Below are 21,272 nucleotides of genomic sequence, written 5' to 3'. Positions count from 1 at the left end.
AAGTCGATAACTGTATATTTGCAAACTAATTTTGGTTCCATAAAAGTATAAAAAATACACTACATGAAGAAATTATTATTTGCTCTTGTTGCTGTTGCTTTATTTTCTTGCAAGGAAGAAAGTAAAGTTGAGGAAGCTGTGGCAAAAATTCCAGTTGAATTTAAAGTGGAGCGATTTGATCAGATTTTTTATCAATCCAAACCAGAAGATTTACAAAAAATTAAAGCCCAATACCCTTTCTTTTTTCCGGAAGGGAACCCAGATTCTGTTTGGGTAAATAAGTTAAAGCAACCATTGTTGAAAGAGTTGTATAAAGAAGTACAGGTGAAATATCCAACATTAGGACCAATTGAATCCGATATGGAAAAAATGTTTGCTTACGTGCAGTATTATTTTCCAAAATTCAAAACACCAAGAGTAATTACCTTAATTAATGAAGTAGATACGGAAGCAAAATCTTTTTATGTAGATACATTAGCTTTGGTGTCTTTAGATTGTTATTTAGGAAAGGAACACCGTTTTTATGTGGATTTTCCTGAATATAAAAAGCAAAGTTTAGAACCAAATCAAATTTTACCCGATTTAGTTTCGACTTTTTGTTATGGGAAAATTGCGCCTCCAACTGATAGAACTTTACTTTCGGCAATGATTTATTACGGAAAAGAATTGTATGTAAAAGATAAATTGATTCCGTTTTACTCAGATGCGGATAAAATTGGTTATACCGATATGCAAATCAAATTCTGTCAAGAAAATGAATATTTCATGTGGAGTAATTTAGTCGAAAACAAATTATTGTTCGATTCTAATCCAAAGAACGAATTACGTTTTATAAAACCAGCTCCTTTTTCGAAATTCTATTTAGAAATTGATAACCAAACCCCAGGAAGAGTAGGGCAATGGTTAGGTTGGCAAATCGTAAGAAGCTATATGGAAAATCATGAAGATGTAACTTTGCAAGAATTATTAGCTATGGATGCTAAAACTATCTTCGACAATTCAAAATACAAACCAAAGAAGCAATAAATATGAAAACATCAGATATAAAAATAACAGTAGGATTAGACGAAAATAACGTTCCAGAAAAATTATTGTGGACAGCACAAGATGGTGGCGTAGAGCAAGAAGAAGCAAAAGCAATGTTATTGTCAGTTTGGGATAGCAAAGCAAAAGAAACACTTCGCATAGATTTATGGACAAAAGATATGCCAATTGATGAAATGAAGCTATTCTTTCATCAAACCTTAGTAGCAATGGCAGATACCTTTCAACGCGCTACAGCTGATGAGAAAATGTCAGATACCATGCGCGATTTTTGTGATTACTTCGCTGAAAAAATGGATTTAAAAGCATAAAAAAAGTCGCTAGAAATAGCGACTTTTTTGTTTTATTTATTTTTAAACAAATCCATTATCTTTAAAAATGTCTTCATTAATTTGGTTGATGTATTCTAAAATTCCTTCTCTACCAATAGCTTCCAATGAAGAGGTAACAAAATATGGAGGCATTTCAGCCCAATCACCCGCTAATAATTGTTTCTTGTAAGCTTCCACATGATTGTTGACTTTGTTTTTACCCAATTTATCCGATTTGGTAAAAATAATCGCAAACGGAATTTCACTTTCACCTAAATATTCCATGAATTCCAAATCGATTTTTTGAGCTTCTAATCGAATGTCAATTAAAACAAAAGCACAAACTAGTTGCTCTCTTCGCTCAAAATAATCCATAATAAATTGTTGGAAAACGGCTTTAGTTTTCTTAGAAACTCGGGCATAACCATAACCTGGTAAATCCACTAAAAACCAATTGTTGTTGATTTTAAAGTGATTTATTAACTGGGTTTTTCCTGGCTTTGATGATGTTTTTGCCAAATTTTTATGGTTCGTCAACATGTTAATCAATGATGATTTTCCCACATTGGAACGACCAATAAATGCGTATTCAGGTAAGCGGTCTTTTGGACATTTGTCTACTTCTGAATTACTAATTACGAATTCGGCGGTATTAATTTTCATATGTTTAAATTTTATTTTTTAGCGGTAACATATGTTATCACCTTTTTAATAATTGGTGTTTACTTACGTAAACAGTTTGTTAGTGGTGATTTCATAGGCTATAAAATAAAATTCCCCAAAAAGGGGAACTATTATAAATTCTTCTTTTGTAACCAATCAAACAAAATTTGATTGAACTCTTCTGGATGCTCCATCATGGCAGCATGTCCACATTTATCAATCCAAAACAACTCTGAATTTGGTAATAATTTATCAAACTCTTCAGCTACATTTGGTGGTGTCACCTTATCATTTCTTCCCCAAATAATGCAAGTTGGAGTGGTCATTTTTGGTAAATCTTTTGCCATGTTATGACGAATAGCGCTCTTAGCAATCGTTAAAGTTTTAATCAATTTGATTCTATCATTAACCGTTGCAAAAACTTCGTCAACAATTTCTTTAGTTGCTATTTCTGGATCATAAAAAACGTCTTGCGCTTTCTTTTTGATGTATTCGTAATCACCGCGTTTTGGGTAACTTTCGCCCATCCCGCTTTCATATAAACCTGAGCTTCCTGTAATTACTAAAGCTTTTACAAGTTCAGGATACATTTTAGTAAAATACAATCCAATGTGTCCGCCTAGTGAATTTCCAACAAGAATTACTTGGTCAAATCCTTTATGAACGACAAAGTCTTTAACAAATTTTGAAAAAGCTTTAACGTTGGTTTTTAAAATATTTTGTGTGTAAATAGGTAATTCTGGAATCACCACTTTGTATCCTTTAGGAGGGAAAAAATTAGCTACACCATCAAAATTACTCAAGCCGCCCATTAAACCATGAAGAATGATTATTGGGGTTCCTTCGCCAGCTTCAAAATAGGTGTATTTTTTTTCTTTTTTTAACATAAAATCCACTTAAGGTATTAGTTCTAATGATTGACAAATATACTATTTTATTGATGAAAGTAAAGAAAAAAATGACAGGCTAATTTTTATGCTTTTACAACTTGTAAAATGTTAGTTATCAACAATTTTATTGAAAATTTAACTAAAATAGTATAAATCGGCTTAGTTGATTTTAAAGCTTCAAATCTTCTCAATTCTTGATTTTGCAAATAATCTTTTGTTAAAAGTGGAAAATCGAGTTTTGAAATCCAAAAACTTATTAACAAAGTGGTAGTTTGTGGTAAAAAGTGGTAAAATTTTTCTAAATTTGTCCATATTCTAATCGAAAAGAAAAGTTGAAAACATTGATCGGAACATACGAATGTAAAGTGGATGCCAAAGGAAGGCTGATGCTGCCTACGTCGCTAAAGAAACAATTGGGTTCTTTAGAGGAAGGTTTCGTATTGAAACGTTCGGTTTTTCAACCTTGTTTGGAGTTGTTTCCGATGGAGGAATGGAATAAAATGATGTTGAAAATCAATAAACTAAATCGTTTCAATAAAAAGAATGACGATTTTATCAGAAGATTTACAGCAGGAGTTAAAATGATTGAGATTGATGCAACAGGGCGACTTTTAATTCCGAAAGATTTAGTGGTTTTTGCTCAAATTGATAAAGATATTGTGTTGAATTCAGCTATCAATATCATCGAGATTTGGGATAAAGATAAATACGAAAATGCGATTGAAAATGCTGTGGGTGATTTCGCAGATTTAGCAGAAGAAGTAATGGGTAATTTTAATGACGACGAAGATGGAATATCATAATCCAGTATTGTTAAAAGAAACAGTTGATGGATTGAATATTCATCCTGATGGTGTGTATGTGGATGTTACTTTTGGTGGTGGCGGTCACTCGAGAGAAATTATGGGTCGTTTAGGTGAAAACGGAAAATTATTCGCTTTTGACCAAGATTTAGACGCTTTGAAAAACGCAATTGACGACGAACGATTCACTTTAATTAATGAAAACTTTCGTTACATAAAACGTTTTTTGCGTTTCCACGGAATCAAGCAAGTAGATGGAATTTTGGCCGATTTAGGCGTTTCGTCACACCAGTTTGATGTAGCAGAAAGAGGTTTTTCAACCCGATTTGATGCCGAATTGGATATGAGAATGAATCAAAAAGGTGATATCAGTGCATATCATGTGGTTAATGAATACGACGAACAAGATATTGCAAGAGTTTTGTTTGATTACGGCGAACTAAAAAACGCTAGAGCTATGGCAAACGTAATCGTAATCGCTCGAAAAGATAAAGAAATACGAAATTCGGACGAATTGAAAAAAGTGTTAGCGAAATTTTTACCTGGACACAAAAGCAATAAAATTTTAGCTCAAATATATCAAGCCATTCGTATTGAAGTGAATCAGGAAATGGATGTGTTGAAAGAGTTTTTAGAACAATCGTTAGAGATTCTAAAACCTGGAGGCCGACTGAGTGTTATCTCATATCACTCATTAGAAGACAGATTGGTAAAACGTTACATGCGAAACGGCATGTTTGAAGGAGAACCCGAAAGAGATTTCTTCGGAAATTTTAAAGTTCCTTTCAAAATCATTGAAAAATTAATTGTTCCTACAGAAGAGGAAATAGCATCAAACAACAGAGCACGAAGTGCAAAACTAAGAGTAGCAGAAAAAATATAGCAGTACATGAAAAACGGAATCTACAGTTTACTAAAAGCAAAATTTCTTATAAGTGATGACGCTCTTAAGAACTGGAAATTCATCGTTTTTTTGGTAATCTTAGGAATGATGGCTATAGCAAACAATCATCAATACGATGCAAAAAATTACCGAATTACCGAATTAACGAATCAAGTAAAAGAATTGCGTTCTGAATTTGTAGACCGTCGTTCGGAATTGATGAAGTTAAAAATGGAATCTACAGTGGCTAAAAAAATGGAAGCTCGCAAAATCTATCCTTCTGAAGTGCCACCTGTGAAAATAGTAGTTGAAGATAAAGAAAATAAAAAGAGTTTTTGGGATAAATTGAAAATATGGCAGTAGAAGATAAAAAAATATCGTACCGCATGTATTTTGTAGCTTTCATGTTCCTCGTGATGGCTGTTTTGATATTGATCAAACTCAACAATATTCAATGGGTTGAAGGACCGTATTATAGAAAGTTAGCACAAGAAAGAACAGTTAAAAATTTTACTATTCCTGCTAACAAAGGAAATGTGTATTCAGCAGATGGTAGTTTATTAGCTACGTCAATTCCTGAATACTCTATTTATTTTGATGCTGTAGCGCCTTCATCAGAACTTTTCAAAGAAAATATTCAAGCACTTTCGGATTCACTTTCAGTGATGTTTGGTAAATCATCCGGACATTATCAAGCAAAATTGCAAAAGGCAAGAGCTAACAAAAGTCGCTACTTATTTATTGCTAAAAAATTAAGTTATACCGAGCAAATGCGATTAAAATCGTTTCCATTATTTAATAAAGGAGCAAACAAAGGAGGATTGATTATTGAGCAAAAAATTGTGAGAGAACATCCAATTGGTTTGGTGGCAAAAAGAACCATTGGTTACGAACGTTCAAACGAGGATGGTAAAGGTTTAGAGTACGCTTTTCGCGATTATTTGAACGGAAAAAATGGCCACAGAATGATGCAAAAAATTGCAAAAAATCAGTGGAAACCTATTAATGATGTAAATGAAAAAGAGCCTCAAGATGGTTATGATATCATTTCAACGATTGATGTTTACATTCAAGATATTGCACATCATGCGTTACTAAAACAATTGGAATATTACAGCGCCGATCACGGTTGTGTGGTAGTAATGGAAACTAAAACAGGCCAAATCAAAGCCATCTCAAATTTAGGAAGAGCTGATGACGGTTCGTATTATGAAACGCAGAACTACGCTATTACAGAATCGCATGAGCCAGGTTCGACTTTCAAATTAATGGATTTGATTGCGGTTTTAGATGATAAAAAAGCAGACACCGGAACGGTTTATAATTCTTTTGGTGGCGAAATTCAATATTACGGAAGAAGAGTAAGAGATTCTCATAAAGGTGGTTACGGAAAAATTTCTTTGGCAAGAGGTTTTGAAGTTTCTTCAAATACCGTTTTAGTACAATCGGTTTATGAGAGTTATAAAAATAATCCAAAACAATTCGTAGATAGAATCAATAGTTACGGATTAAACAAACCTCTTGGTTTACCAATAAAAGGAGAAGGAATTCCAGTTATTCCTCAACCTGGAACAAATCGTTGGTCGGGAGTAGCATTGCCTTGGATGGCTTTTGGTTATGGATTATCCGTTACACCATTACAAACTTTAACATTATATAATGCAGTTGCCAATGATGGAGTTATGGTGAAACCAATTTTCGTTAGCGAAATCAAAGAATGGAATAAAACCATCAAAAAATTTGATACTCAAGTCATCAATCCGAAAATCTGTTCGCAAGAAACTTTAGATAAAGTTCATGCCGTTTTGGAAAATGTAGTAAAGAAAGGAACTGGTTCTAAATTGTATTCCAAAGATTTCTCAATGGCAGGAAAAACGGGAACTGCTCAGGTAAATTATAAAGACAAATCGAAATTATATTATGCTTCATCTTTTGTGGGTTATTTTCCAGCAGACGAACCTAAATATTCTTGTATTGTAGTAGTTCATAAACCCAATGTTGCCGCTGGATATTATGGTGCCGATGTTGCTGGACCTGTTTTTAAAAGAATCGCACAAAAAATATTCACCGATTCACCTTCTATGAATCATGTTAAAAATATTGATGCGAAAGTAGTTTCTCAAGAAAAAAGCTACGCAGAATATTATAAAAAAGTTGAAAATGAAGAGCGAATTGTGCCAAATGTAAAAGGTATGGATGGAATGGACGCTGTAGCTTTATTAGAAAATTTAGGATTAAAAGTAAAAGTTATTGGTGTGGGAAGAGTGAAAAAACAATCACTAACATCGGGACAAGCTTTTAACAAAAATCAAACTATCATAATCGAATTATCGTGAAGCAATTAAAAGACATATTATATAAAGTACACATTGAAGCAGTTCATGGAGCTACCGATATTACTGTTTCAAAAATTGAATTCGATTCGAGAAAAATTGAATTGAACGATGTTTTTGTAGCCATTAGAGGAACACTTTCCGATGGTCATGACTATATCGAAAAAGCATTAAGTCTTGGTGCTATTGCAATAATTTGTGAAGAATTTCCAAAAGTAATTGTAAACGGCGTAACTTACATTAAAGTAAAAGATTCTAACGAAGCTTTGGCTTTTTTAGCAGCTAATTACTACGAAAATCCTTCAGAAAATATCAGATTAGTTGGTGTAACAGGAACAAATGGTAAAACTACAATCGCTTCATTATTATATCAATTATTCAAAAAAGCAGGTTATAAAGTTGGTTTGTTATCAACCGTAAAAATTATGGTTGACGAACAAGAATTTAAAGCAACACATACCACTCCAGATTCTTTAACCATCAACAAGTATTTAGATTTGATGGTGCAAGAAGGCTGCGAATTTTGCTTTATGGAAGTTTCTTCGCATGGCGTTCATCAAAAAAGAACAGAGGCCTTACGTTTTGAAGGTGGTGTTTTTACCAATTTATCACACGATCATTTAGATTATCACAAAACGTTTGCAGAATACAGAGATGTAAAAAAATCATTCTTTGATAATTTACCTAAATCAGCTTTTGCGATTACCAATATCGACGATAAAAACGGATTGGTAATGTTGCAAAATACAAAAGCTAAGAAATTAACCTACGCTTTAAAATCATATGCTGATTACAAAGCCCAAATTTTAGAAAACCAATTATCAGGATTGTTGTTAAAAATCAACGATAACGAAGTTTGGGTGAAATTAATTGGTTCATTCAACGCTTATAATTTATTAGCCATTTACGGAGTAGCAGTTGAATTAGGAATCGAAAAGACAGAGGCCTTACGCTTGCTTTCCGAATTAGAAAGTGTTTCTGGACGTTTTCAATTTATAGTTTCAGATTCAAAAATCACAGCAATTGTAGATTACGCTCACACACCTGATGCATTGGAAAATGTATTAAAAACCATAGAAGATATTCGTACTAAAAACGAACAATTAATCACAGTTGTTGGTTGTGGTGGTGATCGAGATAAAACGAAAAGACCAATTATGGCAAACATTGCTTCTTCAATGAGTGATAAAGCCATTTTTACGTCAGATAATCCAAGAACCGAAAATCCAGAAACGATTATCGAAGAAATGGAAAAAGGAGTAGAACCTCAAGATTTCAAGAAAACAGTTTCGATTTTAGATAGAAAACAAGCCATTAAAACCGCTTGTCAATTGGCAAATCCAAACGATATTATTCTTATCGCAGGAAAAGGTCATGAAACGTATCAAGAAATTAACGGAGTTCGTCACGATTTCGACGATTTAAAAATAGTAACCGAATTATTAAAACAATTGAATAAATAGTAGCATAAAGTTTTCAAGTGCCAACTTTTAAACTTTTAACACATAAACTTTTAAACTATGTTATATTACATCTTTCAATACTTAGACAAAGCCTTTGATGTTCCTGGAGCAGGAGTGTTTCAATACATTACTTTTCGCTCGGCATTAGCTTTTATTTTGTCGTTGTTAATTGCTACGATTTACGGTAAAAAAATCATCAACTATTTGAGAAATCAACAAGTGGGTGAAACGGTTCGTGAACTTGGTTTAGAAGGACAAACTGCTAAAGCTGGAACGCCAACAATGGGAGGAATCATCATTATTTTGGCGACTTTAATTCCAGTTTTGTTATTGGCGAAGTTGAATAACATTTACATCATTTTATTGATTGTAACCACACTTTGGATGGGAACTATCGGTTTTATTGATGATTACATCAAAATTTTCAAAAAAGACAAACAAGGTTTAAAAGGGATTTTCAAAGTTATTGGGCAAGTTGGTTTAGGGCTAATTGTTGGAACCGTTTTGTATTTGAGTCCAGATGTAACTGTTAGAAAAGATACAATGGCATCAAGAATAAAAATCGAAAACAATATAAAACCAGCCGATTTAGAAGAAAAATCAACGGCAACTACCATTCCGTTTTTCAAGAATAACGAATTCGATTATGCTGAAGTTTTATCGTTCATGGGCGATAATTACAAAGATTACGCTTGGTTGATTTTCATTCCAATGGTAATTTTAATTATCACAGCCGTTTCAAACGGAGCCAATTTAACCGACGGAATAGATGGCTTAGCCGCAGGAACTTCTGCAATTTCGGTACTAACACTCGGATTGTTCACGTTCGTTTCAGGAAACATCATTTTTTCTGATTATTTGAACATCATGTACATTCCAAATTCGGGTGAAATGACGGTTTACATCGCTGCTTTCGTTGGAGCTTTAGTTGGATTTCTTTGGTATAATGCTTATCCAGCATCAGTATTCATGGGAGATACAGGAAGTTTAACGATAGGTGGGATCATCGCTGTAATTGCCATTTCAATTCGTAAAGAATTATTAATTCCAGTAATCTGCGGAATTTTCTTAGCTGAAAATTTATCGGTTATGATTCAAGTGAGTTATTTCAAATACACCAAAAAGAAATACGGCGAAGGAAGACGAATTTTCCTAATGTCACCATTGCATCATCACTATCAGAAAAAAGGCTATCACGAAAGTAGAATCGTAACGCGTTTTTGGATTGTCGGAATTCTATTAGCGATTTTTTCACTCGTTTCTTTAAAATTAAGATAAGATGCGACTGGTAGTTTTAGGCGGAGGCGAAAGTGGAGTAGGAACCGCCATCTTAGGAAAGAAAAAAGGATACGATGTTTTTGTGTCGGATTTTGGAAAAATAAAAGAAAATTATAAAGAAGTTCTTACGATTAATAGAATAGCTTGGGAAGATGAAAAGCACACAGAAGATTTAATTCTGAATGCCGATGTAGTAATGAAAAGTCCAGGAATTCCCGAAAAAGCACCGATTGTAAAAAAGCTAACCGAAAATGGAATTCCAGTAATTTCTGAAATCGAGTTTGCTATTCAATTTACTGATGCCACAACAGTCGGAATCACAGGAAGTAACGGAAAAACAACCACAACGCTTTTGACGTATCATTTGTTAAAACAAGGTGGTTTAAATGTAGGATTAGCTGGAAATATTGGAAAAAGCTTCGCTTGGCAAGTAGCCGAAAACAAGCACGATATTTATGTGTTGGAGTTGAGTAGTTTTCAGTTAGATGGAATTATCAATTACAAACCACATATTGCGATTATTACCAACATTAGTCCAGATCATTTAGATAGATACAATTACGATTACAATTTATACATCGATTCCAAATTTAGAATTACAAAAAATCAAACAGAAGCAGATTATTTGATATATGACAATGAAGACGAAGCGATTCAAAATTGGTTAAAAAACAACAAGATTAAAGCAAATAAAGTTCCTTTTTCATTAACAGGAAAACCTGAAAACGACGGAGGATATATAGAAGACAACAATATCAACAGTACCATTAAAAACGAAGTATTTACTATGCCAATCAACGAACTAGCACTAGAAGGAAAACACAATATTAAAAATGCAATGGCAGCAACAGCTGTAGCGCAATTGTTGAATATTAGAAAACAAACTATCAGAGAGAGCTTGACTAATTTTCAAGGAGTAGAACATCGATTAGAAAAAGTATTGAAAATTCAAGGGGTACAATATATTAACGATTCTAAAGCTACGAATGTAAATTCAGTTTTTTATGCGTTAGATAGTATGAATGCTCCAACGGTTTGGATTGTAGGTGGTGTTGATAAAGGAAATGATTATGATGAATTAATGCCGTTAGTTCGTGAAAAAGTTAAAGCTATCGTTTGTTTAGGTGTTGATAATACAAAAATCATTAATGCATTCAATAATGTAGTTGATGTTATGGTAGAAACCACTTCAATGTCTGAAGCAGTTCAATTGGCACAACGTTTAGCTGAAAAAGGAGATAGTGTTTTGTTATCACCAGCATGTGCAAGTTTCGATTTATTCGAAAACTACGAAGACAGAGGAAAACAATTTAAACAAGCAGTTCACAATTTGTAAAAAAAAAAATAAAAAAATGTTCGATATCATTGGTAAAATAAGAGGAGATAAAACCATTTGGGCTATAGTTTTTCTATTGGCTTTGGTTTCTTTTTTGCCAGTATATAGCGCTAGTACCAACTTGGTTTACGTTATCGGAAACGGAACTACCATCGGACATTTAATTAAGCACGCTATTCATGTTTTGTTGGGTTTTGTAATCATTTATTGGATTCACAAAATGCCTTATCATTACTTCAAAGCCTTATCCATTTTTGGTATTCCTTTAGTAGCCTTGTTGTTGGTTTACACGTTGTTTAAAGGAACTGAAATCGGTGGAGCAAACGCAAGTCGTTGGATTCAAATTCCGTTTGTAGGAGTGAGTTTTCAAACTTCTACTTTGGCATTTATTGTTATAATGGTTTACGTGGCGCGTTATTTGGCAAAGGTTAGTGATAAAGTGTATTCATTTAAGGAATCATTTTTAGAATTATGGGTGCCTGTTGGAGCGGTTTTAGTACTGATTTTACCAGCCAATTTTTCAACAACAGCCTTAATTTTTGCGATGATTTGCATGTTAATTTTCATCGGACAATATCCTTTAAAATATTTAGGATATGTTTTAGGTATGGGAATGGCTGCATTATTGTTATTCTTGCTTTTGGCAAAAGCTTTTCCTGATAATAAATTCTTCAGTAGGGTTAGTACTTGGGAAAATCGTATTGAGCGTTTTACAAAAAATACACCAAACGAAGATGATTACCAAATTGAGAAAGCAAAAATTGCCATCGCTTCTGGTGGAGTAATTGGATTAGGAGCAGGAAAAAGTGTTCAGAAAAATTTCTTACCTCAATCTTCTTCCGATTTTATTTTCGCAATTATTGTTGAGGAATGGGGATTAGTCGGAGCAGTAACGATTATCGGATTGTACTTGTTGTTATTAATTCGATTTATGATTAATGCTCAAAAGGCTACGAGTTTATTCGGAAAATTATTAATCATCGGACTCGGATTTCCAATCATATTCCAAGCATTTGTGAATATGGGAGTTGCTGTAGAATTATTGCCAGTAACAGGGCAACCTTTACCATTGATTAGTAGTGGAGGAACTTCCATTTGGATGACATGTATTGCTGTCGGAATTATTTTAAGTGTTACTAAGAAAGAAGAAGAAGTTGCTTTAGACTTAGAAGAAAAACGTAAACGTGATGAAGCTTTACAACAAATTATCGATGCGCAAGTGGCTTTGAATGAAGAGAAAGATGCCGATGAAAATCAGCAAAAAATAAACGATATTAAAAGTTCGATTAGAGAATCTTTAATTGAGGATGAAAACGGAGATGTGTTAGTAAACGGACAAAATCCAATGAACGCAGTTTTAAATAAAAAGTAATGAAAAAACCAAGATTCATAATAAGCGGAGGTGGAACTGGCGGACATATTTATCCAGCGGTTGCGATTGCGAACGAATTAAAATCTCGTTTTCCAGAAGCGGAGTTTCTTTTTGTAGGTGCCAAAGATAAAATGGAAATGCAAAAAGTGCCTCAAGCAGGTTATGCTATCAAAGGATTATGGATTTCGGGAATTCAAAGAAAACTGACTTTAGATAATGCTATGTTTCCATTCAAACTGCTTTCAAGTATGTGGAATTCATTCCGAATCATTAAAAGTTTCAAGCCTGATGTAGTAATTGGAACTGGAGGTTTTGCAAGTGGCGCGGTTTTGAAAGTAGCTTCGATGTTGCATATTCCAACAGTAATTCAAGAGCAAAATTCGTATCCAGGAATCACGAATAAATTATTGGCTAAAAAAGCGAATAAAATTTGTGTGGCTTACGAAAATTTGGAACGATTTTTTCCAAAAGATAAAATGATTTTAACTGGAAATCCTGTCCGTCAAGATTTGATTAACGAAGCAAGCAAAAGTGAAGCTATCGCTTATTTTAAATTAGATGCAAATAAAAAAACATTATTGGTTTTAGGTGGAAGTTTAGGTGCTAGAAGAATTAATCAATTGATAGAAAAAGAATTGGATTTTCTGTTGAGTCAGAACATTCAAATCATCTGGCAATGCGGAAAATTATATTTGAACGATTACTCAAAATATAATGAAAAAGATAACGTTCAAGTAGTAGCTTTTATTGACAGAATGGATTTGGTTTACGCTGCTGCGGATATCGTAATTTCTCGTTCAGGAGCATCATCTGTTTCGGAATTATGCATTGTGGGTAAGCCAACAATTTTCATTCCATCACCAAATGTTGCCGAAGATCATCAAACCAAAAATGCTAAAGCAATTTCAGATAAAAACGGAGCTATTTTAATTAAAGAATCAGAATTAGATGCCCAATTTGAAACAGTTTTTTCTGATTTAATTTCAAACGAAAATAAACAAACAGAATTAAGTCAAAACATAAAGAAATTAGCCAAACCAAACGCAACAAAAGATATTGTTGAAGAGATAATGAAATTAGTTTAAATGTTTCAAGTTCCAAGTTTCAAGTTGTAAAACCTGAAACAAAATAAACTTGAAACCTGAAACAAAAAAATATGAATCTAAATCAAATACATAACGTTTATTTCATCGGTATCGGAGGCATCGGAATGAGTGCTCTTGCTCGCTATTTTCAATACATTGGAAAAAAAGTAGTGGGTTATGACAAAACACCAACGCAGTTAACAGATGAATTACAAGCAATCGGTTTAGAAATTCATTTTGAAGATAATATCAATTTAATTCCAACTGATTTCTATGTCGAAAATACATTAGTAATCGTAACGCCAGCCGTTCCAGTTTCGCATTCCGAATGGAATTATTTCATCGAAAGAGGATTCACAATTAAAAAGCGTGCTGAAGTTTTAGGAATCATAACAAAAGACACCTATTGTTTTGCTGTTGCTGGAACACACGGGAAAACAACAACATCAAGTATTTTAGGTCATGTTTTGTATGAAAGTGGAGTAGATGTAACGGCTTTTTTAGGTGGAATTGTGGAGAATTACAATTCTAACTTAATCGGTTCAGGAAAAACAGTTACGGTGGTAGAAGCAGATGAATTTGATCGTTCGTTCTTGCATCTGCATCCAAATGTTTCTTGTGTAACTTCTATGGATGCCGACCATTTAGATATTTATGGTGATGCTGCAAGTATTGAAGAATCATTCAGAGAATTCGCAGCCAAAACGCCAAGGGAAAATTTATACGTAATCAAAGGATTACCATTGGAAGGAAATACTATCGGAGTTAATAACGATGCTGATTTTTCAGCTCAAAATATCCGAATTGAAAACGGATTTTATGTATTCGATGTGAAAACTCCAATCGAAGTAGTTCAAAATGTGAAATTTGGTTTGCCAGGTCATCATAATTTGACAAACGCATTATTAGCGTTTGCTATGGCGAAATCTTATGGCGTTTCAAATGAAAAAATTAGTGCAGCTTTAGCAAGTTTTAAAGGAGTAAGAAGACGTTTTTCATTCCAAATTAGAGAAGAAAAATTAGTTTATATTGATGATTATGCACATCATCCAACGGAAATTAACGCTGTGCATCAAGCGGTTCGTGAATTGTATCCGGGTAAAAAAATCATCGCAGCATTTCAACCTCATTTGTTCAGCAGAACCAAAGATTTTGTAGATGGTTTTGCAGAAAGTTTAAGTCAATTCGACGAAATTTTATTGATGGAAATTTATCCGGCTCGTGAATTGCCAATGGAAGGTGTAAATTCTACTTGGTTGTTGAATAAAATTAACAATCAAAATAAGAAATTAGTGAGTAAAGACGAGTTGTTCACGGCTTTTAAAAATTCAGACGCAGATGTGTTCGTAACTATTGGTGCGGGCGACATTGGTGAGTTAGTAAAAGACCTAAAAAAAGCGCTTCATGAGAAGAATTAATTGGCATACTATTCGATTGGTGTTAATCATTTTTGCTATGATTTTCCTGTACTCTTTTTCGTCAAAGAGAAATAGTCAGCGTAAAATCAGTAAGATAGATATCAAATTTGAGTCAAATGAGAATATGTTTTTAACACATGAAATGGTTAATAACTTGTTAATACAAAATTTAGGAGGTACTTCATCAATACAAAAAGATAAAGTAGATTTGAATACTTTAGAAACTGTTCTCGATGATCACGAGATGATTGAAAAAGCACAAGTTTTTTCAACAGCAGACGGATTTCTAAATACGCGTATTACTCAAAAGACCCCAATCGTAAGAGTTATTACTGATAATGAAAGCTATTATCTTGATTCAAAAGGAGATAGAATGTCATTGTCGGAAAATTTTTCGGCACGTGTTCCGCTGGTTGTCGGCGCAATTAGTGAAGAAAATTGTAAGCCATTTTTGAAGTTGTTTAACGAAATCAAAAAAGACGATTTCTTAAGCAAAAACATTACGGCTGCTGAAATTATGCCTTCTGGAAATGTGGTATTAACCAACAGAAGTTATGATTATAAAATAGTATTTGGGCAACCAAAAAATGTGGAAAGAAAGTTTAAGAATTACAAAGCTTTTTACCATCATGCTATTAAAGATACATTGATTAAAAATTATAAAGAAGTAAACTTGATGTTTACACAACAAGTGGTTTGTAAGAAATAGGAGAAGTTATGAACAAAGACAACATTGCAGTAGGATTAGACATTGGTACAACTAAGATTGTAGCGATGATAGGGAAGAAGAATGAATACGGTAAGCTTGAGATTCTAGGAATAGGAAAATCAAAAAGTTTAGGTGTTCACAGAGGTGTTGTAAATAATATTACACAAACCATTCAATCGATTCAACAAGCGGTTACAGATGCTGAAAATGATTCAGGTTATAAAATTAATGACGTAGTTGTAGGTATTGCAGGACAACACATCCGTAGTATTCAACATAGTGATTATATCAGTCGCCCAAATGCAGAAGAAGTAATTGGTGATGCTGATATTGATACGCTAATTGGACAAGTTCATAAATTAGCGATGTTGCCAGGTGAAGAAATTATTCACGTATTGCCACAAGAATTTAAAATCGACGGTCAAGCTGAAATTAAAGAGCCTATCGGAATGTACGGTGGAAGATTAGAATCTAGTTTTCACGTAGTAGTTGGGCAAGCGGCTTCGATTCGTAATTTAGGAAGATGTATCAAAAGTGCCGGATTAGAATTGTCTGGATTAACATTAGAGCCATTGGCTTCGGCTGATGCAGTATTGAGTCAGGAGGAAAAAGAAGCAGGAGTTGCTTTAATTGATATAGGTGGAGGAACAACCGATTTAGCCATTTTTAAAGATGGAATCATTCGTCATACAGCCGTTATTCCTTTCGGAGGAAACGTAATTACGGAAGATATTAAAGAAGGATGTTCAATCATCGAAAAACAAGCAGAGTTATTGAAAACACGTTTTGGTTCGGCTTGGCCAGGTGAAAATAAAGATAACGAAATCGTTTCTATTCCGGGATTAAGAGGTAGAGAACCAAAAGAAATTTCGCTGAAAAACTTGTCAAAAATTATTCACGCTAGAGTAGTGGAAATCATAGAACAAGTATATGCTGAAATTAAATTATACGGACACGAAGATCCAAAGAACAAATTGATTGCAGGTATTGTATTAACAGGAGGTGGTGCAGAATTAAAACACATCAAACAATTGGTTGAATACATTACAGGTATGGATACTAGAATTGGATATCCAAATGAGCATTTGGCAGGAGATTCAGATGAAGAATTGTCAAGTCCATTATACGCTACAGCGGTTGGATTAGTAATGAACAGTATTCGGAATAATACGAAAAGTGCTACTCCGTTTGTAGAAATGAAAAAAGAAGAACCAGTAGTGGTTCGTCCTCAAGTTGTGGTTGAAGAGCCAATTGTTGAGGAAGAAAAAGAGGAGCCAAAAGCAACTCAGCCTATCAAACACGAAACAACAGATGATAAAATCAAACGTTCGTTTTTTGATAAATACATTGATAAGATTAAAGAATTTTTAGATAACGCAGAATAAAAGGAGATACTATGTCAGAATTTGGAAACATTTCATTCGATTTACCAAAAAACCAGTCTAACGTAATCAAAGTGATTGGCGTTGGTGGTGGAGGTAGCAATGCCATTAACCACATGTTTAAACAAGGTATTAAAGGTGTTGATTTTATAGTTTGTAATACTGATTCTCAGGCATTGCAAAACAGCCCAGTACCAAATAAAATTCAGTTAGGTGTTAATCTTACTGAAGGTTTAGGAGCTGGTGCTAATCCTGAAGTAGGTCAACAATCTGCTATTGAAAGTATTGCCGAAATTGAAAAAATGTTGGACAGCAACACCAAGATGGTTTTCATCACCGCAGGAATGGGTGGCGGAACAGGTACGGGTGCAGCTCCAGTAATTGCGCAATTAGCAAAAGAGCGCGACATTTTAACAGTGGGTATTGTTACGATTCCTTTTCAATTTGAAGGAAAAGTTCGCTCTGAGCAAGCGTTAGCAGGAGTAGAACGTTTACGTAAACAAGTAGATTCTTTAGTTGTTATCAATAATAATAAATTACGTGAAGTATACGGAAACTTAGGTTTCAAAGCGGGTTTCTCTAAAGCGGATGAAGTATTAGCAACTGCATCAAGAGGAATTGCTGAAGTAATTACACACCACTATACTCAAAATATCGACCTTAAAGATGCTAAAACGGTGTTATCAAATAGTGGTACCGCTATCATGGGTTCTGCAACAGCGTCTGGACCAGATAGAGCAAAACAAGCCATTTCAAGCGCTTTAGATTCTCCTTTGTTAAATGATAATAAAATTACAGGTGCTAAAAACGTATTGTTATTAATCGTTTCTGGAACTGATGAAGCTAACGAAATCACAATTGATGAAATCGGAGAAATCAATGATTTCATTCAGTCAGAAGCAGGTTATAATGCGAACATCATCATGGGAGTTGGTGAAGAGGAAGCTTTAGGTGAAGCTATTTCGGTAACGGTTATCGCTACAGGTTTCAATGTAGAACAACAAGCTGAAATCGTGAATACGGAACCAAAGAAGATAATTCATTCCTTAGAAGATGAGCAAAAAATTGTTCACGAATTAATGAATAAGGCAACTTCAAACATCACTGTAAATAATCCAATTTTTGAAACTCCAAAAGTAGAAGAGGTTAAAGCAGATATCATCAATCCTATTTGTGACGAAAGAGTAGAGCAAAAAATTGTTTTCACTTTAGAAGAAGAAGTTGAGGAGCCAAAGTTTGAAATTCACACGCCAGTAACTCCAGCAATGGATTTAGTGCCAACTTCTGAATTGATTAAAAATATTGATGTAACGTTTGAAGTAATTACACCAAATGTAGCACCAACATTCGAAATCATCACACCACAAATCAGAGAAATCGAAGTAAAAGATCCTGAGTTTGTAGTAGCAAAAGAAGAAGAAATAAGTTTTTCATTCGATTTGTTCGCAACAAAAGAAGAAGTAAAAGAAGTAACACAAGAAAGTACTATTGTTTTCGAATTAACTCCTGAAACACGCCAAATGGAAGTTAAAGATCCTATCAACGTGGTTCCAGTTACTGAGGTAAATCAAAACGGAATTATTAAATATTCATTAGAAGATTACTTAGAAAAAGAAGAAGAATTAGTAGCTTCAAAACCAGTTGCAGTAGTTAACGAACCAGTTGATGAGGAGTTAAATTTCACTATGAAAACCAATGTTCAAAAGTTGGAAGACGAAATCAAATTAGACAACGTTTCTCCATTAGAAATGTCAATCGAAGAAACATTGAAATTCAGAGCAGAAGAGCGTAAAAAAAAGATGAAAGAATTCAATCATAAATTCAACAATATTGCCCAAATTGATGAGTTTGAAAGAGTTCCTGCATATAAAAGAATGGGGTTAGACGTGGCATCACAACCTAACAACAACAGCAATCAGTCTCGAATGTCATTAGGAATCGATAGTAACGATGATATCCAACTTCGTTCTAACAATTCGTTCCTTCACGATAATGTAGATTAATCTATTACAAACTAACCTACCCATAAAACCCGAAGAGCAATTTTCGGGTTTTTTTATTACTTTTGCATAGCATTTTTAAAACAATAATTCACAAACAATAAACATAAATATATGAGTTTAGAGGTAAAAATCATGGATCAAATGAAAGATGCCATGAGAGCAAAAGATAGTGTGGCTTTAGAAGCGTTAAGAGCAATTAAATCAGCAATTATTTTGGCCAAAACAGAAGCAGGAGCAACAGATACGTTAACAGAAGATCAAGAAATCAAAATGTTACAACGTTTGGTAAAAATGCGTAAGGATAGTGCTGAAATCTTTACAAAACAAAATCGTCCTGATTTAGCAGAACCAGAATTAGCACAAATCGCTGTAATCGAAAAATTCTTACCAGCGCAATTATCAGAAGAAGAAGTAGAAGCAATCATTTCAAAAATCATCGCAGAAACTGGTGCTTTAGGAATTGCTTCTATGGGTAAAGTAATGGGCTTAGCAACTGCTCAAATTGGAGGGCAAGCAGAAGGAAAAGTGATTTCTGGAATTGTAAAGAAGTTATTGGCTTAATAAAATAGTGATAAGTAAATAGTGATAAGTGAAAAGTCCAAATTTGCTTATCACTTTTCACTCAAAAAAGGCTTCGTAGCTCAACTGGATAGAGCACTGGATTTCGGCTCCAGCGGTTGGGGGTTCGACTCCCTTCGAAGTCACGTAATTACAACACCAATATAGCTTGGTGTTTTTTTATTTCATATAAACATTATTTTTACGTTATTTGTAGAATACTCCCAATCTTATGCAAACGCCACCTGTTGAATACGAATTATTTTTAGCCGATTATATTGGTATGTTTATAGTGGTAGCGCCTTTTGCAACAATATTTTTTGTTTTTGCATTTTATGTTACAGAGATTGTTTATTTGCGAAATTATAAAAAGCCGTTAGTCGTATTTGCAAATGTGAATTTTTTAAAGTTAAGCGATTCTAGGAAGCATATTTTAACTTCTAATTTTCATTTTTATAATAGATTAAAGCCCAAATACAAGCGTTATTTTGAACATCGAGTAGCTAAGTTAATTTTTCATTACAATTTTGAAGGAAGAGATATTGAAGTTACTGAAGAAATGAAAGTAACTATTTCTGCAACTTATGTGATGTTAACATTTGGAATGCGCGAATATTTGAATCCACTTTTTAAAAGAATCGTTATTTATCCAGATATTTATTATTCGTCTCAAAATGACAATTACCATAAAGGCGAATTCAATCCAAGAATGGAATCTGTAGTTTTTTCATGGAAACATTTCAAAGAAGGAATTGATATTACAAATGATAATCTGAATTTAGGATTGCATGAGTTTACACACGCTTTTCATATTTATGCGCTTAAAAGTGATAAAGCAACTTTTGTTTTATTTAATGAATCACTTCAAAATTTATTCCGAGTGGTTTCAAAACCTGAAGTCAAACAACGCTTAGTTGCATCAGGATTTTTAAGAGATTATGCTTATGAAAATCAATTTGAATTTGTAGCGGTTTTATTAGAGTATTTTTTTGAATCTCCAGAAGAATTTAAATTGAAATTTCCTTCTATCTTTTTGAAAGTTAAGCAAATGATTAATTATAATGAGAAATATTTTATCGTTAATTAGATAAAAATATCTGATATAAATCATGTTTTGGTTTTCAATTATTGAGTAGCTTTATATCAATAAATAATCAACATCATGAAACAAAAGGTTCCTGTGTCAACAATAATGACAAAAAATGTAGTAAAGTTAAATTTATCAGATGATTTAACTAAAGCTGAAATGCTATTTAAAAAGCATCATATACGACACATTCCTGTTGTTTACAGTAACAAAATTGTAGGGATGTTGAGTTATACCGATTTGCTGCGAATTTCCTTTGCCGACGCCATTGATGACGAGGATGATGTAGATACAACAGTTTACAATATGTTTACCGTAGAACAAGTTATGGCTAAAAAAATAGTTTCTATCTCTCCTGAAACAACAATTAAAGAAGCAGCCGAGATTTTAGCTAAAAAAGAATTTCATGCACTTCCTGTTTGTGAAGGTGAGTTATTGGTAGGGATAATTACGACAACAGATTTAATTAAATATTTGATAAATCAATACTAATTTTGTAATAAATATAGTAATATTAACCCGTTGGGTGAAATTAAATGATTTGAATTTTGATATTATTAATTGGTCTGTCAAAGATAAATTTATTGATATATTGCACTAATGTTAGAGAGGTTATTTTTGCTAAAATTCTAGTTTTAAAACCTTCAAAAGATT

At 33.4% G+C, this 21,272-nt stretch carries 20 protein-coding genes, 1 tRNA gene and 1 pseudogene; 19 read left to right on the top strand and 3 right to left on the bottom strand.

The genetic code is table 11. The annotated features are described in order from the left end of the window. Nucleotides 1–63: 63 nt before the first annotated feature. Both gldB and gldC read left to right on the top strand, forming a co-directional pair. Entirely contained in the window at nucleotides 64–1,026 is a 963-nt protein-coding gene (gldB, locus tag ACE3PD_RS06120) for a gliding motility lipoprotein GldB (protein ID WP_374400585.1), read from the top strand. 2 nt (nucleotides 1,027–1,028) lie between these two features. Continuing rightward, entirely contained in the window at nucleotides 1,029–1,355 is a 327-nt protein-coding gene (gene gldC, locus ACE3PD_RS06115; protein ID WP_374400583.1) for a gliding motility protein GldC, read from the top strand. A gap of 42 nt (nucleotides 1,356–1,397) precedes the next feature. On the opposite strand, the gene yihA is transcribed toward gldC, so the two are convergent. Together yihA and ACE3PD_RS06105 are read right to left on the bottom strand one after the other, a co-directional pair. Further along, on the bottom strand, nucleotides 1,398–2,018 hold the full coding sequence (gene yihA, locus ACE3PD_RS06110; RefSeq protein ID WP_026724228.1) for a ribosome biogenesis GTP-binding protein YihA/YsxC: 621 nt from the start codon (nucleotides 2,016–2,018) through the stop codon (nucleotides 1,398–1,400). Between the two features lie 131 nt (nucleotides 2,019–2,149). Then, a complete protein-coding gene (locus ACE3PD_RS06105) occupies nucleotides 2,150–2,905 on the bottom strand; it encodes an alpha/beta fold hydrolase (RefSeq protein WP_374400580.1) in 756 nt (251 codons plus the stop codon). 335 nt (nucleotides 2,906–3,240) lie between these two features. On the opposite strand from ACE3PD_RS06105, the gene mraZ reads away from it, so the two are divergent. The 17 genes from mraZ (at nucleotide 3,241) to ACE3PD_RS06020 (ending at nucleotide 21,110) form a co-directional block, all read left to right on the top strand. Then, nucleotides 3,241–3,711 carry a division/cell wall cluster transcriptional repressor MraZ gene (gene mraZ / locus ACE3PD_RS06100; RefSeq protein WP_026724226.1) on the top strand — a complete coding sequence of 157 codons (471 nt, stop codon included), beginning with the start codon at nucleotides 3,241–3,243 and terminating at the stop codon, nucleotides 3,709–3,711. Further along, on the top strand, nucleotides 3,686–4,594 hold the full coding sequence (gene rsmH, locus ACE3PD_RS06095) for a 16S rRNA (cytosine(1402)-N(4))-methyltransferase RsmH (protein WP_374400578.1): 909 nt from the start codon (nucleotides 3,686–3,688) through the stop codon (nucleotides 4,592–4,594). Before mraZ ends, rsmH begins: the two co-directional genes overlap by 26 nt. Before the next feature lie 6 nt (nucleotides 4,595–4,600). Beyond that, nucleotides 4,601–4,957 carry an FtsL-like putative cell division protein gene (locus ACE3PD_RS06090; protein WP_374400576.1) on the top strand — a complete coding sequence of 119 codons (357 nt, stop codon included), beginning with the start codon at nucleotides 4,601–4,603 and terminating at the stop codon, nucleotides 4,955–4,957. Then, a complete protein-coding gene (locus ACE3PD_RS06085) occupies nucleotides 4,948–6,930 on the top strand; it encodes a penicillin-binding protein (protein ID WP_374400574.1) in 1,983 nt (660 codons plus the stop codon). Before ACE3PD_RS06090 ends, ACE3PD_RS06085 begins: the two co-directional genes overlap by 10 nt. After that, on the top strand, nucleotides 6,927–8,390 hold the full coding sequence (locus tag ACE3PD_RS06080; RefSeq protein WP_374400572.1) for a UDP-N-acetylmuramoyl-L-alanyl-D-glutamate--2,6-diaminopimelate ligase: 1,464 nt from the start codon (nucleotides 6,927–6,929) through the stop codon (nucleotides 8,388–8,390). Before ACE3PD_RS06085 ends, ACE3PD_RS06080 begins: the two co-directional genes overlap by 4 nt. 57 nt (nucleotides 8,391–8,447) lie before the next feature. After that, nucleotides 8,448–9,668 carry a phospho-N-acetylmuramoyl-pentapeptide-transferase gene (gene mraY / locus ACE3PD_RS06075; protein WP_374400570.1) on the top strand — a complete coding sequence of 407 codons (1,221 nt, stop codon included), beginning with the start codon at nucleotides 8,448–8,450 and terminating at the stop codon, nucleotides 9,666–9,668. Nucleotide 9,669: 1 nt separating this feature from the next. Beyond that, the gene (murD, locus tag ACE3PD_RS06070; RefSeq protein ID WP_374400568.1) at nucleotides 9,670–11,004 is read left to right on the top strand and encodes a UDP-N-acetylmuramoyl-L-alanine--D-glutamate ligase; all 1,335 of its coding nucleotides are present in this window, start codon (nucleotides 9,670–9,672) and stop codon (nucleotides 11,002–11,004) included. A 16-nt stretch (nucleotides 11,005–11,020) separates the two neighbouring features. Continuing rightward, on the top strand, nucleotides 11,021–12,376 hold the full coding sequence (locus ACE3PD_RS06065) for an FtsW/RodA/SpoVE family cell cycle protein (RefSeq protein WP_374400566.1): 1,356 nt from the start codon (nucleotides 11,021–11,023) through the stop codon (nucleotides 12,374–12,376). Further along, nucleotides 12,376–13,461, top strand: coding sequence for an undecaprenyldiphospho-muramoylpentapeptide beta-N-acetylglucosaminyltransferase (murG, locus tag ACE3PD_RS06060; protein ID WP_374400564.1), 1,086 nt, complete (start codon nucleotides 12,376–12,378; stop codon nucleotides 13,459–13,461). The genes ACE3PD_RS06065 and murG overlap by 1 nt, the downstream gene beginning before the upstream one ends. A 71-nt stretch (nucleotides 13,462–13,532) precedes the next feature. After that, nucleotides 13,533–14,879 carry a UDP-N-acetylmuramate--L-alanine ligase gene (murC, locus tag ACE3PD_RS06055; RefSeq protein ID WP_374400562.1) on the top strand — a complete coding sequence of 449 codons (1,347 nt, stop codon included), beginning with the start codon at nucleotides 13,533–13,535 and terminating at the stop codon, nucleotides 14,877–14,879. After that, a complete protein-coding gene (locus ACE3PD_RS06050) occupies nucleotides 14,866–15,588 on the top strand; it encodes a cell division protein FtsQ/DivIB (RefSeq protein ID WP_374400560.1) in 723 nt (240 codons plus the stop codon). Before murC ends, ACE3PD_RS06050 begins: the two co-directional genes overlap by 14 nt. An 8-nt stretch (nucleotides 15,589–15,596) precedes the next feature. Further along, nucleotides 15,597–16,973, top strand: coding sequence for a cell division protein FtsA (gene ftsA, locus ACE3PD_RS06045; RefSeq protein WP_374400558.1), 1,377 nt, complete (start codon nucleotides 15,597–15,599; stop codon nucleotides 16,971–16,973). A gap of 11 nt (nucleotides 16,974–16,984) precedes the next feature. Continuing rightward, the gene (gene ftsZ / locus ACE3PD_RS06040; protein ID WP_374400556.1) at nucleotides 16,985–18,973 is read left to right on the top strand and encodes a cell division protein FtsZ; all 1,989 of its coding nucleotides are present in this window, start codon (nucleotides 16,985–16,987) and stop codon (nucleotides 18,971–18,973) included. A 111-nt stretch (nucleotides 18,974–19,084) separates the two neighbouring features. Beyond that, nucleotides 19,085–19,534: a GatB/YqeY domain-containing protein gene (locus ACE3PD_RS06035; protein ID WP_374400554.1), complete on the top strand. Its 450-nt coding sequence runs from the start codon at nucleotides 19,085–19,087 to the stop codon at nucleotides 19,532–19,534. Nucleotides 19,535–19,603: 69 nt separating this feature from the next. Next, a tRNA-Arg gene (locus ACE3PD_RS06030) sits at nucleotides 19,604–19,677 on the top strand. Between the two features lie 86 nt (nucleotides 19,678–19,763). After that, the gene (locus tag ACE3PD_RS06025) at nucleotides 19,764–20,618 is read left to right on the top strand and encodes a zinc-dependent peptidase (protein WP_374400552.1); all 855 of its coding nucleotides are present in this window, start codon (nucleotides 19,764–19,766) and stop codon (nucleotides 20,616–20,618) included. 75 nt (nucleotides 20,619–20,693) lie between these two features. Further along, on the top strand, nucleotides 20,694–21,110 hold the full coding sequence (locus ACE3PD_RS06020; RefSeq protein WP_291109158.1) for a CBS domain-containing protein: 417 nt from the start codon (nucleotides 20,694–20,696) through the stop codon (nucleotides 21,108–21,110). 40 nt (nucleotides 21,111–21,150) lie between these two features. On the opposite strand, the pseudogene ACE3PD_RS06015 reads toward ACE3PD_RS06020, so the two are convergent. Continuing rightward, nucleotides 21,151–21,272, bottom strand: a pseudogene (locus ACE3PD_RS06015) (IS982 family transposase); the annotation flags it as partial.

This window comes from Flavobacterium sp., from assembly GCF_041911335.1.
Classification (GTDB): Bacteria; Bacteroidota; Bacteroidia; order Flavobacteriales; family Flavobacteriaceae; genus Flavobacterium.
This window is presented reverse-complemented; position numbering and strand designations above follow the sequence as displayed.

Coding starts and splice junctions, on each gene's coding strand:
- gldB (WP_374400585.1), top strand. CDS start 64: ATGAAGAAATTATTATTTGCTCTTGTTGCTGTTGCTTTATTTTCTTGC.
- gldC (WP_374400583.1), top strand. CDS start 1,029: ATGAAAACATCAGATATAAAAATAACAGTAGGATTAGACGAAAATAAC.
- yihA (WP_026724228.1), bottom strand. CDS start 2,018: ATGAAAATTAATACCGCCGAATTCGTAATTAGTAATTCAGAAGTAGAC.
- ACE3PD_RS06105 (WP_374400580.1), bottom strand. CDS start 2,905: ATGTTAAAAAAAGAAAAAAAATACACCTATTTTGAAGCTGGCGAAGGA.
- rsmH (WP_374400578.1), top strand. CDS start 3,686: ATGACGACGAAGATGGAATATCATAATCCAGTATTGTTAAAAGAAACA.
- ACE3PD_RS06090 (WP_374400576.1), top strand. CDS start 4,601: ATGAAAAACGGAATCTACAGTTTACTAAAAGCAAAATTTCTTATAAGT.
- ACE3PD_RS06085 (WP_374400574.1), top strand. CDS start 4,948: ATGGCAGTAGAAGATAAAAAAATATCGTACCGCATGTATTTTGTAGCT.
- mraY (WP_374400570.1), top strand. CDS start 8,448: ATGTTATATTACATCTTTCAATACTTAGACAAAGCCTTTGATGTTCCT.
- murD (WP_374400568.1), top strand. CDS start 9,670: ATGCGACTGGTAGTTTTAGGCGGAGGCGAAAGTGGAGTAGGAACCGCC.
- ACE3PD_RS06065 (WP_374400566.1), top strand. CDS start 11,021: ATGTTCGATATCATTGGTAAAATAAGAGGAGATAAAACCATTTGGGCT.
- murG (WP_374400564.1), top strand. CDS start 12,376: ATGAAAAAACCAAGATTCATAATAAGCGGAGGTGGAACTGGCGGACAT.
- murC (WP_374400562.1), top strand. CDS start 13,533: ATGAATCTAAATCAAATACATAACGTTTATTTCATCGGTATCGGAGGC.
- ACE3PD_RS06050 (WP_374400560.1), top strand. CDS start 14,866: ATGAGAAGAATTAATTGGCATACTATTCGATTGGTGTTAATCATTTTT.
- ftsA (WP_374400558.1), top strand. CDS start 15,597: ATGAACAAAGACAACATTGCAGTAGGATTAGACATTGGTACAACTAAG.
- ftsZ (WP_374400556.1), top strand. CDS start 16,985: ATGTCAGAATTTGGAAACATTTCATTCGATTTACCAAAAAACCAGTCT.
- ACE3PD_RS06035 (WP_374400554.1), top strand. CDS start 19,085: ATGAGTTTAGAGGTAAAAATCATGGATCAAATGAAAGATGCCATGAGA.
- ACE3PD_RS06025 (WP_374400552.1), top strand. CDS start 19,764: ATGCAAACGCCACCTGTTGAATACGAATTATTTTTAGCCGATTATATT.
- ACE3PD_RS06020 (WP_291109158.1), top strand. CDS start 20,694: ATGAAACAAAAGGTTCCTGTGTCAACAATAATGACAAAAAATGTAGTA.